Here is a 15518-nt window from a genome sequence, read left to right on the forward strand (position 1 = left end):
TCAAAAACTTTGGCCGCCTCGACATGGCTGTGTCCCTCTTTGATGTAATCTAATGCTCGTTGTTTAAAATCTGTACTATATGCCATGGCTTTATTATAACATGTATTTTATAAACTAAGTGACTATAAAAGAAAAAGATTGAAGAAAATTGTTCACAACTGACTTTTTCTTCAATCTGAGAGCCACACGGCTCTTTTATTTATGGCTTAATTTCTTGGTCAAAAAGTCTCCCAAGAACTGAATTGTAAAGATAATCAGGATAATGATGAGTGTCGCAAGGACTGTTACATCATGATTGAAACGGTTAAATCCATAGGCGATAGCTACGTTACCGATACCACCTGCTCCGACCGCTCCCGCCATAGCTGTTTCACCGACAAGGGAAATCAAGGTTACAGTTGTCACACGGATCAAGTCTGGTAGACCTTCTGATAGGTAAACACCCACGATGTCCCAGAAAGTAGCTCCACTGGCTTGAGCTGCCTCGATGACACCGCCATCTAGCTCTGCCAATACCACCTGTACTTGACGGGCAAAAAAGGCAAAGACTGCAAAAGATAGGGGTACAATAGCCGCATTTGGTCCGATACTTGTCCCTACGATTAGATGAGAGAAGGGTGACAAGACTGCCAAGAGAATGATAAATGGCACCGCACGGAAGATAGAGGTAATCTTGTCTAAAATCCAGAAAACAACTTTATTTTCCAAGACACCACCTGGAGCTGTCAAGACAAGGAAAAGCCCTGCAACCAGCCCTAGGAAACCTCCGATGATGAAGGAAAGAACCGTCATATAAAGGGTCAAGTAAATTGCTGTTCCCCAGCCAGCCTGACCAGACCAACCCATCTTATAGACGTTTGGTAAGTATGCTTTAATCAATTCTGCCATCTTACTGTCCTCCCTTCAATACTTTTAGTTGCACACCAGCTTGACGGATAGCATCTTGAGCGTTTGCCAAGGCTTCTTTTTCCCCTGACAAGACAACCACAAGTTCACCCACAGGAGTACCATCCAAAATTTCAATGTTCCCATAGAGAATATTGGCTGTTACTTGGTAATGTTTGTACAATTCATTCAAAAGTGGCTCATCTGTAGAAGCTCCTGCATACTTGAGTTGTACCAAAATGCTGTTTTCAGATAAGTGCTCTACGATTTCCTGTTTCTCAATCTTGACCATAGCTTCATCGATACCTGTCGCAGTCGAGATAAAGTCCTGAGTCAATGGTTGCTTAGGATCAGAGAAGATTTCAAGAACGCTACCTTCTTCAATCAATCGACCATCCTGCATCACTGCTACACGGTTAGCAATATCTTTGACAATCTGCATCTCGTGTGTAATCAAAACAATGGTCAAACCTAGTTTACGGTTCAATTCTTGCAAGAGTGACAAGATTTGTTTCGTTGTCTTTGGATCCAGAGCTGAAGTTGACTCGTCTGAAATCAAGATTTTTGGATCATTGGCCAAGGCACGCGCAATAGCCACACGTTGTTTTTGACCACCAGATAATTGTGAAGGATAGTTTTCGGCACGATCTGCAAGACCAACTAAGTCCAACAACTTAGCTACTTTAGCCTTCTTTTCTTCCTTGCTGAGTCCAGAGTGTTTGAGGGCAAAGGCTACATTTTCCTCTGCTGTTTTCTGGCTCATCAGGTTAAAGTGTTGGAAAATCATCCCAATATCTTGACGTTTATGACGTAATTGCTCCGCAGTTAAGGTAACCTTGCCATCAAAAATTACATCATTGTCTACAGTAATTCGACCTGCAGATGGTTTTTGCAAGAGGTTAATCACACGAACTAGGGTTGATTTCCCTGCTCCAGAATATCCAACGATTCCGTAGATATCCCCTTCTTGGATGTGAATGGTCACATCCTTGACCGCTGTGATGGTTCTTTTCTTTTGGTGAAAAGTCACGTCGATCTGATCTAACTTGATAATATCTCTACTCATAGCTTCTAATCAGCTCCTCTACTAATTCAATATGGGTGTAATAATCTGCGATTCGCACATTTTCATCTCCACCATGGTCTCGGCTATTAGCATTTCCTAGACCAAAGGCAACCATAGGTACTTCTAAGGCATCAAAGACCGTATGCATAGGTCCTGTCCCTGCAGTTGTTGGCAAGACAGATACGCCCTGTGGATAGAATTTATTGGCCAACTCAATAACATTGAGAATAGATGGTGCACTCATATCGCTTCGATAACTCATCTCACCCAAGGTATAGTATAATTCTACCTTATCAAAGCCGTTTTTGTCTAGTTGTTTCCGGATTTTATCCAAAACATCATGCGGGTCCAAGCCAGGAACCAAACGAACTTCTAGCTTGGCACTAGCCTCTGCTGGTAGAATCGTTTTAACACCTTGCCCTTGATAACCTGACTGGATACCCTCGATATTGAGGGCTGGCTCAAAGAAGAAACGTTTGAGAAAGGCTGTACGTTCCTCTTGTAAAAGTGGCAATTCCAAGCCATAAATCTGGCTGATTTCCTCTGGATTGCGTTGGGCATAGGTTTCAACCAAGGCTAACTCTCGTTCGTTAGGCTCTTGAACCTCATCGTACAAGCCCTCAACTAAAATACGTCCATCTGCAGCTCGCAAACTGGTCAAAGCTTGAATCAGATACCAAGGCGCCGACTCTACAATACCGCCATAGCTAGAGTGGATATCCACATCAGCACTCTTGACCTTGGCATCAAAGGTTACAATCCCCTTGTTCCCACCAGAGATTTCTAGCTGTTCCAAGGCATTTTTGGTTCCTTGTTCCCAGACCAATAAATCTGCACCACGAAGCTTGTCCGCATGTTTTTCTAAATATTTGTCCAAGTCCATAGAGGCAGACTCTTCAGCTCCTTCCATGATGAAACTGATATTGACTGGTAGATCATCATGATGCTGCATGTATTTTCTAAGAGCACTCAAGCGGGCAGTGATATGTCCCTTGTCATCATCAACCCCGCGTCCATACATGATGCCATCACGCACAGAAAGCGTAAATGGATCCTCTGTCCAGACTTGGTCGCCATCCGCAGGTACGGTGTCATAGTGGTTGTAGAAAATGATAGTCTTGGCATTTGGGCGTGAACTTTTAAAATGCGCCATGACAAAGGGTGCCGTATAACTCTCATCAATCTCGACCTCTGCACCTACACGCTTGAAAATTTCGCCTAGATAACGAGCCACCTCTTTCAGGCCGACTTGTTGGGCAAAGACTGATTTTTTAGAAATCAAGGTCCGCAAAACTTCAAAATAATGTTGCGCTACATGATCTTTTTCAAACTTTTCAATTTGTTCTTCTTGGCTAGGGAAAACCATTTTATCTCTACCTTTCTACTAGGACTTGTACCTTTGGAATCAATACAAGTGGATGTTCCTTTTCTTTAGTCTCTATATAAAAGCAAGAGGTGGAAAAAATCTCTCCCACCTCCCTATGTTTATTACCAAACTGGTTGATCCAAGCCGTCTGAAGTTTCTTCGATGACTTTTTTCACTTCATCAGTATGGTAAGCTGCGATAATTTTCTTGATTGCATCAGCTTTAGGTGATGATTCCCAATCTTTTTTCGCAACGATGATGTTGTACCATTGTTTTGAGTTTTCGTCAGCTTGCTCTTTAAAGAGTGCTTTCTTGTAGTCCAATTTTGCTTCTGTAACAAAAGTGTTGTTTACAACTGCTGCATCAACTGAAGTCAATGAACGAGCTGTTTGGCTAGCGTCCAACTCAGTGATTTTCAAGTTCTTTGGATTTTCTTTGATGTTTGCGATTGTAGCAAGTTCAGTTCCTGAAACATCCAATTTAATCAAACCAGCTGATTGAAGAAGGTAAAGGGCACGGCTTTCGTTAGTAGCATCGTTTGGAATAGCAATTTCACCGTTGTTTGGGATTTCTTCCACTTTAGTGTACTTGTTTTCTTCCCCATTTTTACCTGAGTAAAGGCGGATTGGTGAGATATAAGTATCTGCAATCGCTACAAGGTCTTTACCGTTTTCTTTGTTCCAGTTGTTCAAGAAGTTGTAGTGTTGGAAAGCGTTCAAGTCTACTTCACCATCAGCAGTTGCTTTATTTGGTTGTGAGTAGTCTGTAAACTCTGTGAATTCCAATTTAATTCCGTCTTTTTCAACCAATTCTTGGACTTTGTCCCAGCGTGCTTCTTCTGAACCGCTACGGTTAACAGTCGCGATTTTAACTGTAGTTGTGTTGTCTGCTTTCTTGTCTGAATTTCCGCAAGCTGCAAGTGCAAGGCCTGCTACTGTAGCGATAGCTGCTACGCCTAACCATTTTTTAATTTTCATGATTCGTTCTCCTTTAAAAATAATACTGTAATAGTATCTCACACTTTATTTGATTTCGCAAATTGTTATTAGATAGGCAGACATATAGTTTTAAACTATATGTCTAAAAGTTACAAAATCATCCACCTACGAGAGAATGGATGATTTACAAACTTATTTGATGTCAGCTTCTGCTGGGAGGTAAGAACCACCAAAGAACTGTTGAGATAATTTTTCAAGAGTTCCGTCTTTGTAGAGTTCTTGGATGCGTTTGTCAACAAATGATTTCAATTCATCTTGACCTTTTGCAAGAAGTGGGTAAACGTAAGGTTGTTGGTCACTTGGAAGTTCGATGACTTTCAAGTTATCCAAACCTTGGTTTTTGATAACTGTTTCTACACCGATTTTATCAAAAATCTTGTAGTCAAATTGTCCATCGCTCAAACGTCCCATGATTTGTTGGAAGTCAGCTTTTGTATAGTTAAGGACAGTTGGGTTATCTGCGTGTTGTTTGTTGTATTCTTCCAATTGTTTAGCTGATGTTGTTCCTTGAACGACTTCAGTAGATTTTCCACCGATATCATCAAGTGATTTGATGCTGTTATCATCTTTCTTAACTACGAGAACATTAGGGTTTTTAGCAGTTGGTGCTGCGTAAAGATATTTTTCTGCACGTTCTTTTGTATAGCTAATGTTGTTAACCGCCATTTGGTAACGATCTGCGTCAAGGCCTGCAAAGATTCCTGACCATTCTGTCTTTTCAAACTTGACATCATACTTGTCAGAGTCTTTAAAGATGGCGCGAACAACCTCAATCTCAAAACCAGTCAACTCACCGTTTTCTTCATAGTTAAATGGTTTTGGTGACGCGTTAGTTGCTACAACGATTTCTTTTTTACCAGATGTTGCTTCACCAGATGCAGCATCTTTCTTTTCACCACCTGAGCAAGCTACCAATACACCTGCGGCTACAAGCCCTAGAGCAGCAAGTGATGAATATTTAACGATTTTTTTCATGATAAATCCTCCAAAATAGAATACAATCTTATCTTAACAGAAAAAAAGAAATTACGCTATTATATGATTTCTATATTTGTGATAGGTTTTCTTTATGGCTGATTAAAAGACCAAACGTAGGACTGCTATCAAGACTACTCCAAAGAGAACAGTCCCAACCAGATTGCGGTAACGAAAGGCTACAAAGGCCGTTGGAAAGACTGCTAAAAAATCTAACCACTTTATCTGCGGGAGACTTCCAACTTTTCCTGTCACCACACTTGAAAGAATCAAGGCAAAGATAATAGAAACTGGTAGAAATTTCAAAAAGCGCTCTACGATAGGCGGCAAACCCTTGTACTTGGCTAGGATGAAAGGAATCATTCTTGGAATCCAAGTCACCAAGCCAGAAAAGATAATTGCTAATAAAATATACTTACTGACCATCCAAGACCACCCCCATGGTACAACCTAGCAAGGTCGCAAACAGAACGGCTAGCGACTGAGACACTACTGTCAAGAGCAAGAAGAAAGATACAGCTACAACTGCTAAAATTATGAAGAGATTGCGCAAAGGAATCCGTTTTTGCATAATCTGAAACTGGGAAGTAAAAATCCCAATAAACATCCCCACTAGGGCAAAATCTAAGCCAAAAATTTCTGGATTTGGTAGAAGTCCACCTAGAGCAGTTCCGACAACAGTTCCGACAAACCAAGCCACATAGCTGTTAAGGTTGTTCCCGTGCATCCACATGGGGTTAACCTTATCCGTATGAGCCAACTCACCCATCAAAACGCCATAGGTCTCATCGGTCAAAAGACTAGACATACCGATGTTTTGCCAAAGACTGGTATGGCGAAAATAGGTCGACGCATGTAAGCTCAACAAAAATAGACGCAAATTGATCAAAAAGACCGTCATAGCAATGGCTGCCACAGGCGCTTGAACTGCTATCAAGGCTATCATAGCAAACTGGGCACTCCCAGCATAAACAAAGAGACTCATCAGCCCCATTTCTACTGGTGTCACATAGGGCGAACCGATAATCCCACAGGCAAGGCCGATGCTAACATAGCCCAGAGCCGTCGGTACCGCAGCCTGCACACCTTCCCAAAATCCTTTTTCTTTCATAGATTTCCTCACTAATCATTCCTTCAGCAACTGCTTTCCAAACAGTCACAGCAAACATCATTATAACATATTCGTGAAATAGAAAAAAGTCTGCTGACTGACAAGAACAGAAAAAGACTGGGAAGCCAGTCTCATGATGCAACTTATAAACTATTTTAGATTTAATACCCAAATACCAATAAACTAACAACGATTAAAAATGTATTCCACAAGATATGAAGAGCCATTGGCCAATAAACTGAACGAGTATAACGAAATAGCATACCGAACAAGAGACCTGCTCCCGCATAAACGATGAAATCTGTTAACACCCAGCCATACTGTAAAACATGGATAAGACTAAAGAGTGTGGAGGAAACGACGACATCAACATAATACTTTTTAAATTTGGACAATGCCGTCATCAGAAGCCCACGAAAAACTAACTCTTCAACGATAGGAGCAATGAGACTGCCATAGAGAATGCGCATAATAAAGTAACTAATTCCTGTCAAATTAGCAGCTTCTTTCATCATTTCGCTCCCATTTTGCGTGCTAGGAAAAATCAGAGTCGTTATATTTACCCACACAAACATCAGTATAAAGAAAAGAAAGAAGACACCCAGATAAGCCCAACGGAACTGGAAGCGACCGCATTCTTTCCAACCTTGACTCTTTACAAGAACCACTGTAGCAGCAATCCCCTCAAGAGCTATCAATAAAATTTGTAAGCCATAAAATCCAAAATCTGATAATTGGTTAACAAATTCTAACCTTGCTACAAAATTGAAAATTAAGTAATAGATGATTATTATCAAAACAGTTGACAAGTAGAATTTCTTATCTTTCTTTTTCATCGTTGATCCTTTTAAGTTTTATTTACGTCGTCTTTCAGCCAAACCTTCCCAGAGTCCTTTCATCCAATCAGAAGCACCACGATTAGGACTCATCCCTTTATTTACAATTCTCAAAATCCACTAAAATAACAAAGGCAGAATTTGAGCAATGGCATTATTAACTATATGCAGTCCAATAGGCCAATAAATAGACTTTGTCACTCTAAAAAAGACTGCCATTATTAGACCACCACCCATATATACGAAAAAGTCTGTCAAGACCCAACCATGACTACTGATATGCAAGATTCCAAATAAAGCAGCCGAACCAAGCATATCCAGTCCCCACTTCTTCCCTTTTTCCAGAGCTGTCATCACCAATCCACGATAGATCATCTCTTCAAAAATGGGACCTGCAATCACTGGATAGAAAAAATACATCAAAAATGCAGTAGGACCTGTAAAAGTAGGAAGATCCAGTTGATAAGAAATTTCATTTTGGGTGGACGGAAAAATAAAAAATGTAACGAAATTCCAAACAAAAAAAGCTAGAAGAGCTAAAAAGAAATAGAAAAGATAGGACACTTTAAATTTTCTGCTATTGATTTGTTGCCATTTTCCTGACCAAATCATGGCAACAAGAGCAAGCAAAACCACAAGAAAATTCAATATCATATCCGAAAAATAATAGCCAAAATCAGATAGACCAGCAGCCAAGTCGCTGTGTAAAACCAGACGGATGAAGAACTGGTCCGCCATGATAAGTAGAATAGCTACAAACAAGTAGTAGCGTGAGATTATCTTTTTCATATATCACCCTTCTAAAATCCAAACACCAATAAACTGACAATGAGCAAGAAGGTATTCCATGAAGCATGTAAAGCTATGGCCCAATAAATAGAGCGTGTATATCGAAACATCATGCAAAATATCAAGCCCATTACAAAGTAGAGTATGAAATCTGTCGTTATCCAACCATGCTGTAAAACATGCATAGCACCAAATATGGCAGCAGAAACAAGAACATCAATATAGTAGTTTTTAAATTTAGACAAGCTTGTCATCAAAAAACCACGACACACGATTTCTTCTGCTACAGGTGCGATAAGGCTACCGTAAAGTACACGCGTAATAAAATAGCTAATTCCTGTCAAACTGGTGGCTACTTCCACTACCGTACTTCCATTTTGCGTACGAGGAAAGATACGAGTTGCTAGATTTGCCCACACAAATAATAAGAAAAAAGAAAGAAAACACCTAGGTAAGACCAACGAAACTGGAAACGACCACACTCTTTCCAATGTTCGCTTTTGACAAAAATAATTGTAGATACGGTTCCCAAGATAAGTACCAATAAAACCTGAAACACATAGTAGATCTCATCAGACAAAGCTACAGTAAAATCTAAGTCTGGTATGACATTAAAAATGAGGTAATAAGTCAAAAGCAACAAGCCAGTTGCTAGGTGAAATTTCATTTCTTTCATTTTCTTCATTTAATTACTTCCTATACTATTTTATCGACGACGTCTTAACCACTCACCTGTTGGCTCTACAGCCCAATCAAAAGCACCACGATGAGGACTCTTCACTTGATTTATGATTCTCAAAATCCTCTAAAATAACAAAGGAAGTATATGCCCGATACCGTTATAGACTATATGCAGTCCAATAGGCCAATAAATAGACTTTGTCACTCTAAACAAGACCGCAAATATGATACCGCCACCCATATATACGAAAAAGTCTGTCAAGACCCAACCATAATCACTAATATGCAGAATTCCAAATAAAGCAGCAGAACCAAGCACGTCCAGTCCCCATTTTTTCCCTTTTTCCAAAGCGGTCATCACCAATCCACGATAAATCATCTCTTCAAAAATGGGACCTGCAATCACAGGATAGAAAAAATACATCAAAAATGCCGTAGCGCCTGTAAAAGTCGGAGCAGCGAATTGGTAAGCAAGTCCATTTTGGGTAGGTGGGAATAGGAAAAATTTGATAAAATTCCAAATAAATAAAGCAAGAAAAGCTAAAAAGGAATAAAAAAGATAGGACCCTTTAAATTTTCTACTGTTAATTTGTTGCCATTTTCCTGCCCCTACCATGAAAATAAAAACAAGCAGAACCACCAAAAAGTTCAACATCATATCCGAAAAGTAATAGCCAAATTTAGATAGACCAGCAGTAAAATCGTTGTTTAAAACCAGACCACTGAAGTACTGGTAAACAATGACAAGTAGAATGGCTACAAAAAAGTAGTAGCGTGAGATGATCTTTTTCATTCTTTTTTCTCCTATACTATGGAATGAAGACAGTATAACACGAAAAATTCCATATTTAAAAAAATCGCATATTTGATATTTTTTCTTATGGAAATTTCACATTTGCGATTTTTATGGATTTGACTTTTTCACTGATATAATATAGTTACCACTATATATGAGGACATGAAATGAAGAAACAAATCATAACATTATTGACAATTGTTGCTGATATTATTATCATTTCCCCATTTCTAACTAATCGATAAGTGCTTTGTATTGCTGTAAGCGTAGTTCAAAAAGAGCTGTTAATTGTGGATTTTCTAATATTTTCAGAGATTGGATAAAGTGTTCAATCTCTTTTTGATTGCTTCCCTTGGTTTGAAGGAAAACACTCAATTTCTTTAAAAATTGCCATGATACTTTCTCAAAAACATCATACGGATGGAGCATACTCTCCAACTCAGATTCAAAGATTGGGATGTAAGAGAAAAGTTTGCGCTCCATAAGCTCTGAGATAATATTTAGAAAGCCACTTTTCATATATAATCTATTGTGTGCCAATTCTTTAAATTCCTTGGATTTTTCGAGTAAGGAGGTTGATAAAAAGATTAAATCTTGATTGCTCAAAAAAGGCATGGTATTGCAAAAAATATAGAGTTCAAACCATGTCCAAGACTCGATAGCATAGAGATAGGTGGTTAAAAACTCGCTATCCTCCTCTGCTAGCGGATATCTTTTATCTAGTGAATGGATAGCATCTTTAATCACAATAGAGTTCAAACGACGATAGGTCTGCGCCATCTGTTCTTGCTCAATTTCTTTCAACAATTGCTCTAAACCAGCTATATCTTGATGGGCAAAACGATCCACAATCCTTCTACCAAATCGCATATGTGGAGATTCTTGGTAGTTGTTGAGCTTATGACCAAACTCATCAAAGGTCACATTTATCCCTTGGATAGCTAGGATCAACTTATCCGCAGACAGCATGGACTGCCCTAGTTCGAACTTGGATAGCTGAGAGGCTGTTAGTCCACCACAAGCCACATCTGACTGCTTGAGCTTTCTCGCCAGGCGCAATTCCTTGTAAAATTCTCCTAATTCCTGTTTTTCAATCATAGGCAAGCTCCCTTTTTAAAATTCCCTTTACTATTCTATTCGTAAAAACTTTTTACTTTTTTAACATATTATAAAATATTTTAGCAAAAAAGCCAGCTTCAAGCTGACTTTTCATTCTATAGTATCAAAAGCGAGGCTAGGTTTGGCATTTAGCTCCAATCCTGCAAAGTTTTCTTTGTTCCACTCGCTGACGCTTGCGTAGGCAATCATGCCTGCATTGTCCCCGCAAAGACGCAGAGGTGGAATGATAACCTTGACGTCAGTGATTTCAGCTGCCAAGCGTTCTCTTAATCCTTTGTTAGCTGCTACACCACCAGCTACAACGAGGGTTTTAACAGGGTATTTCTCTAAGGCTTTTTTAGTTTTTGCCATGAGAATGTCCATAACTGCAGCTTGGAAAGAAGCAGATAGGTCTTCCTTGGATAAGCTTTCTCCCTTTTGCTCGGCATTGTGGTGAAGATTGATAAAGGCAGACTTCAAACCTGAGAATGAGAACTCCAGATTATCCTCCTTAATCATGGCACGAGGGAAATCATACACATCCTGCCCCTGATGAGCAAGTTCATCGATCTCACGACCTGCTGGATAGGTCAAGCCCATGACACGTCCGACCTTATCATAGGCTTCACCAACCGCATCATCACGAGTTTCACCAACAATCTTATAATCACCAGCCTCAGAAACATAGACCAACTCTGTGTGCCCACCACTGACTAATAGAGCTAGTAAGGGGAATTCCAAAGGCTCCACACTTTGAGCTGCCATGAGGTGGCCAGCCATGTGGTTAACGGGAATCAGCGGAAGTCCATGTGCCCAAGCAAATGCCTTGGCAGCTGACAAACCAACAAGCAAGGCTCCGACCAAGCCTGGTCCATAAGTAACCGCAACAGCTGTTACATCTTCTTCTGTAATCCCTGCTTCTGCCAGCGCCTCCTCAATACAGGCTGTAATAACCTCAACATGGTGACGACTAGCCACTTCTGGCACTACACCACCAAAACGTTTGTGACTCTCAATTTGACTAGCAATGACATTGGATAAGAGCTCGTCGTCGTTTTTCAATACGGCGACACTGGTTTCATCGCAAGATGTCTCAAATGCTAAAATATATCTATCCTTCATCTATTTCTCTCTTCATGATAATGGCGTCCTCGACTGGATCATGGTAGTAGGACTTTCTATCAGCGATGACTGCCATTCTTTCTTTCTTATAAAATGCCTGTGCTCGTTGATTTGACTTTCTGACTTCGAGGAAAATCTCCTTATCTGTCGGTAATTGAGCAAATAAGGTTGACGCAATTCCCTGACCCTGATAGGTTCCTTTGACAGCGATTTGCAGGACTTCTGCTTCAAATAAATTTTCCTGAACAGCTAGAAAACCTATCACTTCCACCCCATCGTAAGCCAGAGCATACCAAGTCTGGTCTTGGGACAGGTCTGCTTGGATTTGTTCCAACGTCCAAGGACTGACTGAATAAACAGCTGCCATGACAGCGTAGATGGCTTGATCCAAGTCAGGCTGCCGTTGGATTCGTTTAACCTCTATCATAGGCGTTTAATGTAGGACTCGCCAGATTCAGTGTGATTCTTGAGCCAATTTTCCTCAGCTTCTACACGCTTGAGGTAATTTGGCACAAAGTCATGCAAGGAGTCTGCTTCCTTGTCCCAAGCCCATAGAGCCAGATTAGCTGCATTTGGCAAAGTTTCTTGGTAATTAGCCTGTGGTAATTGATCTCGAATTTGCTCCACAAAGGCTCCTACTTCACCGACAAAAGTGACTTGTTCAGCATCTTTGACTTGCCCCAAAACTTCTGCAAAGGACAGATGCGCCTCTGGAAAGACAGGCTGGGTATTTTCATAAAATCCTGCATAAACATTGTTACGACGCGCATCCATCAAAGGAACAACCAAACCTTCCTGCTGGCTCGGTACCAGAGCTAAAAGGCTAGACATCCCCACTAACTCAATGTTCAGGGTATGAGCCAAGGTCTTGGCAGTTGCTACCGCGATTCGCAAACCTGTGTAGCTACCTGGCCCCTCTGCTACAACGATTCGATCCAAATCTTTAGGCGTCAAATCTAGACTAGCCATCAAAAAATCAATGGCTGGCATAAGGGTAATACTGTGATTTTTTTTGATATTGATTGTCGTCTCGGCAAGAACTTGCTTGTCCTCTAAAATAGCTAGAGAAAGAGCCTTGCTGGACGTATCAAATGCTAATACTTTCATAACACATTCCTATCTTTTTGTCTGTTTACTATTATACTACAAAAGAAGGCGCATGGGAATTTTCTTTGTTTTGAAACAAAAATGTCCTGCCAAACAGACAGGACAAGTACTTAAGCATTCAAACCAAAGTAAAATACAAGCCAGACCACATAGGTCACAAGAAGGAGGAAAATGGAATACAGTGTTACAAAGAGAATTTTCCAGTGTAAAGCTGTTTTTCTATGTTCCAGCCGAACAAATACTAAATTGCCACCGTAAACACAGGCAACAAAAACAGCAAATACCAAGAGACGAATCGCGATAGCTAGTTGAAACATAGAGAGCCTCCTTTCTCTAATTCTAAAGGCAAATATTTCAAAATCATCATCTAATGAAAAGGAGCACATAGCCTCAAAAGGAGCCCAAGCAGTTGTAGCAATATGTAGAATTTCCATCCAAATAGGTGAAACACAAAATCAAGCATAGCTAGTCCTCCTTAATCAAGAAAAACCTCTTTTCTAACTTTATTATAGCACTTGCATCGGATGTCTTCAAATACTTATACAAGGTAAAATGAAACCCATTTCAAGCTCCTTACTTTCATGTTTCCTGCTTTTACTAATTCCCCTTTTTATGTTATAATTGAGATAATTGTAACGAATCAAGGTCAATGAAGACAAAAAATGAACTGGAATCAAACCAGCTTCAAACTGAGCATTTTTGAATATAGCTGACCTGAAAGCAGAAAGGAAACATATGATTTACAAAGTTTTTTATCAAGAAACAAAAGAACGCAGCCCACGTCGTGAAACAACACGCTCACTATACTTAGACATCGATGCTAGTTCAGAACTTGAAGGACGTATCGCTGCTCGCCAACTTGTCGAAGAAAATCGTCCAGAGTATAATATCGAGTATATCGAACTCTTGTCTGACAAATTGCTAGACTACGAAAAAGAAACTGGCGCATTCGAAATTACGGAGTTCTAATATGGCCTACACTCTTAAACCAGAAGAAGTCGGCGTTTTTGCCATTGGTGGTCTAGGAGAAATCGGAAAAAACACATATGGTATCGAATACCAAGACGAAATCATCATCGTTGATGCTGGGATTAAATTCCCAGAAGATGACTTGCTGGGTATCGACTACGTCATTCCTGATTACTCTTACATTGTCGAAAATATCGACCGCGTCAAGGCTCTCTTGATTACCCACGGACACGAGGACCATATCGGAGGGATTCCTTTCTTGCTCAAGCAAGCAAACATCCCTATCTATGCTGGTCCACTGGCCCTTGCCTTAATCCGTGGAAAACTCGAAGAGCATGGACTTTTGCGCAATGCTACACTTCACGAAATCAACCACAACACGGAGTTGACCTTTAAAAACCTTAAAGCAACTTTCTTTAGAACAACCCACTCGATTCCAGAACCATTGGGAATTGTCATCCATACCCCTCAAGGGAAAATCGTCTGTACAGGTGACTTCAAGTTTGACTTTACACCAGTTGGTGAACCTGCAGACTTGCACCGTATGGCAGCCCTAGGTGAAGACGGAGTGCTTTGCTTACTCTCTGACTCGACCAATGCTGAGGTTCCAACCTTTACAAACTCTGAAAAGGTTGTCGGCCAGTCGATCATGAAGATTATCCAAGGTATCGAAGGACGTATCATCTTTGCATCCTTTGCCTCAAATATCTTCCGTCTCCAGCAAGCAACGGAAGCTGCTGTTAAGACCGGGCGTAAGATCGCAGTCTTTGGGCGCTCTATGGAAAAGGCCATTGTTAACGGGATTGAACTTGGCTACATCAAGGCACCTAAGGGAACCTTTATCGAGCCAAATGAAATCAAAGACTACCCTGCGGGTGAGATTCTTATCCTCTGTACAGGAAGTCAGGGTGAACCTATGGCAGCCCTCTCTCGTATCGCTAACGGAACCCACCGTCAAGTGCAACTCCAACCTGGTGATACCGTTATCTTCTCATCTAGCCCAATTCCAGGAAACACCACTAGCGTCAACAAATTGATTAACATCATTTCTGAAGCTGGGGTTGAAGTTATCCATGGTAAGATTAACAATATCCATACATCTGGACACGGTGGTCAGCAAGAGCAAAAACTCATGCTCCGCTTGATTAAGCCAAAATACTTCATGCCTGTTCACGGTGAATACCGTATGCAGAAAGTTCACGCTGGGCTAGCGGTGGATACTGGGGTTGAGAAGGACAATATCTTTATCATGAGTAATGGTGATGTGCTTGCCCTTACTGCAAATTCTGCCCGTATCGCTGGTCATTTTAATGCTCAAGATATCTACGTCGATGGAAATCGTATCGGTGAAATCGGTGCAGCTGTGCTTAAAGATCGTCGCGATCTATCTGAAGATGGCGTTGTACTGGCTGTCGCAACCGTTGACTTCAAGTCTCAGATGATTCTATCTGGACCAGATATTCTCAGCCGTGGATTTGTCTACATGAGAGAGTCCGGCGACTTGATTCGCCAAAGCCAACGTATCCTTTTCAATGCTATTCGTATCGCATTGAAAAACAAAGATGCCAGCGTCCAATCTGTCAATGGCGCTATCGTAAACGCCATTCGACCATTCCTTTACGAAAATACTGAACGTGAACCAATCATCATTCCGATGATTCTCACACCAGATGAAGAATAAGAAAAAATTCTCTGAAATCGAATGACTTCAGAGAATTT

18 protein-coding genes and 1 pseudogene are annotated in these 15518 nt (G+C 40.6%); 2 read left to right on the top strand and 17 right to left on the bottom strand.

What is annotated here, in order from left to right:
* The 17 genes and pseudogenes from QM917_RS04295 to QM917_RS04375 all read right to left on the bottom strand — a co-directional run.
* The coding region (locus QM917_RS04295) for an IS630 transposase-related protein (RefSeq protein ID WP_212750421.1) at positions 1-86 on the bottom strand (86 nt) is incomplete at its 3' end.
* A gap of 109 nt (positions 87-195) precedes the next feature.
* The gene (locus QM917_RS04300; RefSeq protein ID WP_004250431.1) at positions 196-888 is read right to left on the bottom strand and encodes a methionine ABC transporter permease; all 693 of its coding nucleotides are present in this window, start codon (positions 886-888) and stop codon (positions 196-198) included.
* 1 nt (position 889) lies between these two features.
* The gene (locus tag QM917_RS04305) at positions 890-1951 is read right to left on the bottom strand and encodes a methionine ABC transporter ATP-binding protein (RefSeq protein ID WP_075232311.1); all 1062 of its coding nucleotides are present in this window, start codon (positions 1949-1951) and stop codon (positions 890-892) included.
* Complete coding sequence (locus QM917_RS04310; protein WP_414285001.1) at positions 1944-3317, bottom strand: M20 family metallopeptidase; 1374 nt, start codon at positions 3315-3317, stop codon at positions 1944-1946. The genes QM917_RS04305 and QM917_RS04310 overlap by 8 nt, the downstream gene beginning before the upstream one ends.
* A 122-nt stretch (positions 3318-3439) precedes the next feature.
* Positions 3440-4294 carry a MetQ/NlpA family ABC transporter substrate-binding protein gene (locus QM917_RS04315; protein ID WP_000694516.1) on the bottom strand — a complete coding sequence of 285 codons (855 nt, stop codon included), beginning with the start codon at positions 4292-4294 and terminating at the stop codon, positions 3440-3442.
* Between the two features lie 153 nt (positions 4295-4447).
* On the bottom strand, positions 4448-5290 hold the full coding sequence (locus tag QM917_RS04320; RefSeq protein WP_414285002.1) for an amino acid ABC transporter substrate-binding protein: 843 nt from the start codon (positions 5288-5290) through the stop codon (positions 4448-4450).
* Positions 5291-5392: 102 nt separating this feature from the next.
* Positions 5393-5716 (bottom strand): AzlD domain-containing protein, encoded by a 324-nt coding sequence (locus QM917_RS04325; protein WP_414285004.1) that lies wholly within the window; start codon positions 5714-5716, stop codon positions 5393-5395.
* Positions 5706-6401 (bottom strand): AzlC family ABC transporter permease, encoded by a 696-nt coding sequence (locus tag QM917_RS04330; RefSeq protein ID WP_414285006.1) that lies wholly within the window; start codon positions 6399-6401, stop codon positions 5706-5708. The genes QM917_RS04325 and QM917_RS04330 overlap by 11 nt, the downstream gene beginning before the upstream one ends.
* A 161-nt stretch (positions 6402-6562) precedes the next feature.
* A complete protein-coding gene (locus QM917_RS04335; protein ID WP_414285008.1) occupies positions 6563-7237 on the bottom strand; it encodes a lysostaphin resistance A-like protein in 675 nt (224 codons plus the stop codon).
* A 120-nt stretch (positions 7238-7357) separates the two neighbouring features.
* Positions 7358-8026, bottom strand: a complete 669-nt coding sequence (locus QM917_RS04340) for a lysostaphin resistance A-like protein (protein WP_414276247.1) — start codon at positions 8024-8026, stop codon at positions 7358-7360.
* Between the two features lie 11 nt (positions 8027-8037).
* Positions 8038-8711, bottom strand: a pseudogene (locus QM917_RS04345) (lysostaphin resistance A-like protein).
* A gap of 120 nt (positions 8712-8831) precedes the next feature.
* Positions 8832-9500 carry a lysostaphin resistance A-like protein gene (locus QM917_RS04350; RefSeq protein WP_414276246.1) on the bottom strand — a complete coding sequence of 223 codons (669 nt, stop codon included), beginning with the start codon at positions 9498-9500 and terminating at the stop codon, positions 8832-8834.
* 237 nt (positions 9501-9737) lie between these two features.
* Positions 9738-10601 (bottom strand): XRE/MutR family transcriptional regulator, encoded by an 864-nt coding sequence (locus tag QM917_RS04355; protein WP_414276245.1) that lies wholly within the window; start codon positions 10599-10601, stop codon positions 9738-9740.
* Positions 10602-10712: 111 nt separating this feature from the next.
* Positions 10713-11723: a tRNA (adenosine(37)-N6)-threonylcarbamoyltransferase complex transferase subunit TsaD gene (gene tsaD / locus QM917_RS04360; protein ID WP_375555428.1), complete on the bottom strand. Its 1011-nt coding sequence runs from the start codon at positions 11721-11723 to the stop codon at positions 10713-10715.
* Positions 11713-12150, bottom strand: coding sequence for a ribosomal protein S18-alanine N-acetyltransferase (gene rimI, locus QM917_RS04365; RefSeq protein ID WP_414285010.1), 438 nt, complete (start codon positions 12148-12150; stop codon positions 11713-11715). Before rimI ends, tsaD begins: the two co-directional genes overlap by 11 nt.
* Positions 12147-12830: a tRNA (adenosine(37)-N6)-threonylcarbamoyltransferase complex dimerization subunit type 1 TsaB gene (gene tsaB, locus QM917_RS04370; RefSeq protein WP_414285011.1), complete on the bottom strand. Its 684-nt coding sequence runs from the start codon at positions 12828-12830 to the stop codon at positions 12147-12149. Before tsaB ends, rimI begins: the two co-directional genes overlap by 4 nt.
* 110 nt (positions 12831-12940) lie before the next feature.
* Positions 12941-13147, bottom strand: a complete 207-nt coding sequence (locus QM917_RS04375) for a hypothetical protein (RefSeq protein WP_414285013.1) — start codon at positions 13145-13147, stop codon at positions 12941-12943.
* A 418-nt stretch (positions 13148-13565) separates the two neighbouring features.
* On the opposite strand from QM917_RS04375, the gene QM917_RS04380 reads away from it, so the two are divergent.
* Both QM917_RS04380 and rnjA read left to right on the top strand, forming a co-directional pair.
* Positions 13566-13799 carry a DNA-dependent RNA polymerase subunit epsilon gene (locus tag QM917_RS04380; RefSeq protein ID WP_000639587.1) on the top strand — a complete coding sequence of 78 codons (234 nt, stop codon included), beginning with the start codon at positions 13566-13568 and terminating at the stop codon, positions 13797-13799.
* Position 13800: 1 nt separating this feature from the next.
* Positions 13801-15480, top strand: coding sequence for a ribonuclease J1 (rnjA, locus tag QM917_RS04385; protein WP_045762525.1), 1680 nt, complete (start codon positions 13801-13803; stop codon positions 15478-15480).
* Positions 15481-15518 lie beyond the last annotated feature (38 nt).

Source organism: Streptococcus infantis, assembly GCF_047460685.1.
GTDB classification, from domain to species: domain Bacteria; phylum Bacillota; class Bacilli; order Lactobacillales; family Streptococcaceae; genus Streptococcus; species Streptococcus infantis_AD.

Excerpts from the sequence above, each read along its gene's own strand:
- QM917_RS04300 (WP_004250431.1), bottom strand. The coding sequence starts at position 888 with ATGGCAGAATTGATTAAAGCATACTTACCAAACGTCTATAAGATGGGT.
- QM917_RS04305 (WP_075232311.1), bottom strand. The coding sequence starts at position 1,951 with ATGAGTAGAGATATTATCAAGTTAGATCAGATCGACGTGACTTTTCAC.
- QM917_RS04310 (WP_414285001.1), bottom strand. The coding sequence starts at position 3,317 with ATGGTTTTCCCTAGCCAAGAAGAACAAATTGAAAAGTTTGAAAAAGAT.
- QM917_RS04315 (WP_000694516.1), bottom strand. The coding sequence starts at position 4,294 with ATGAAAATTAAAAAATGGTTAGGCGTAGCAGCTATCGCTACAGTAGCA.
- QM917_RS04320 (WP_414285002.1), bottom strand. The coding sequence starts at position 5,290 with ATGAAAAAAATCGTTAAATATTCATCACTTGCTGCTCTAGGGCTTGTA.
- QM917_RS04325 (WP_414285004.1), bottom strand. The coding sequence starts at position 5,716 with ATGGTCAGTAAGTATATTTTATTAGCAATTATCTTTTCTGGCTTGGTG.
- QM917_RS04330 (WP_414285006.1), bottom strand. The coding sequence starts at position 6,401 with ATGAAAGAAAAAGGATTTTGGGAAGGTGTGCAGGCTGCGGTACCGACG.
- QM917_RS04335 (WP_414285008.1), bottom strand. The coding sequence starts at position 7,237 with ATGAAAAAGAAAGATAAGAAATTCTACTTGTCAACTGTTTTGATAATA.
- QM917_RS04340 (WP_414276247.1), bottom strand. The coding sequence starts at position 8,026 with ATGAAAAAGATAATCTCACGCTACTACTTGTTTGTAGCTATTCTACTT.
- QM917_RS04350 (WP_414276246.1), bottom strand. The coding sequence starts at position 9,500 with ATGAAAAAGATCATCTCACGCTACTACTTTTTTGTAGCCATTCTACTT.
- QM917_RS04355 (WP_414276245.1), bottom strand. The coding sequence starts at position 10,601 with ATGATTGAAAAACAGGAATTAGGAGAATTTTACAAGGAATTGCGCCTG.
- tsaD (WP_375555428.1), bottom strand. The coding sequence starts at position 11,723 with ATGAAGGATAGATATATTTTAGCATTTGAGACATCTTGCGATGAAACC.
- rimI (WP_414285010.1), bottom strand. The coding sequence starts at position 12,150 with ATGATAGAGGTTAAACGAATCCAACGGCAGCCTGACTTGGATCAAGCC.
- tsaB (WP_414285011.1), bottom strand. The coding sequence starts at position 12,830 with ATGAAAGTATTAGCATTTGATACGTCCAGCAAGGCTCTTTCTCTAGCT.
- QM917_RS04375 (WP_414285013.1), bottom strand. The coding sequence starts at position 13,147 with ATGTTTCAACTAGCTATCGCGATTCGTCTCTTGGTATTTGCTGTTTTT.
- QM917_RS04380 (WP_000639587.1), top strand. The coding sequence starts at position 13,566 with ATGATTTACAAAGTTTTTTATCAAGAAACAAAAGAACGCAGCCCACGT.
- rnjA (WP_045762525.1), top strand. The coding sequence starts at position 13,801 with ATGGCCTACACTCTTAAACCAGAAGAAGTCGGCGTTTTTGCCATTGGT.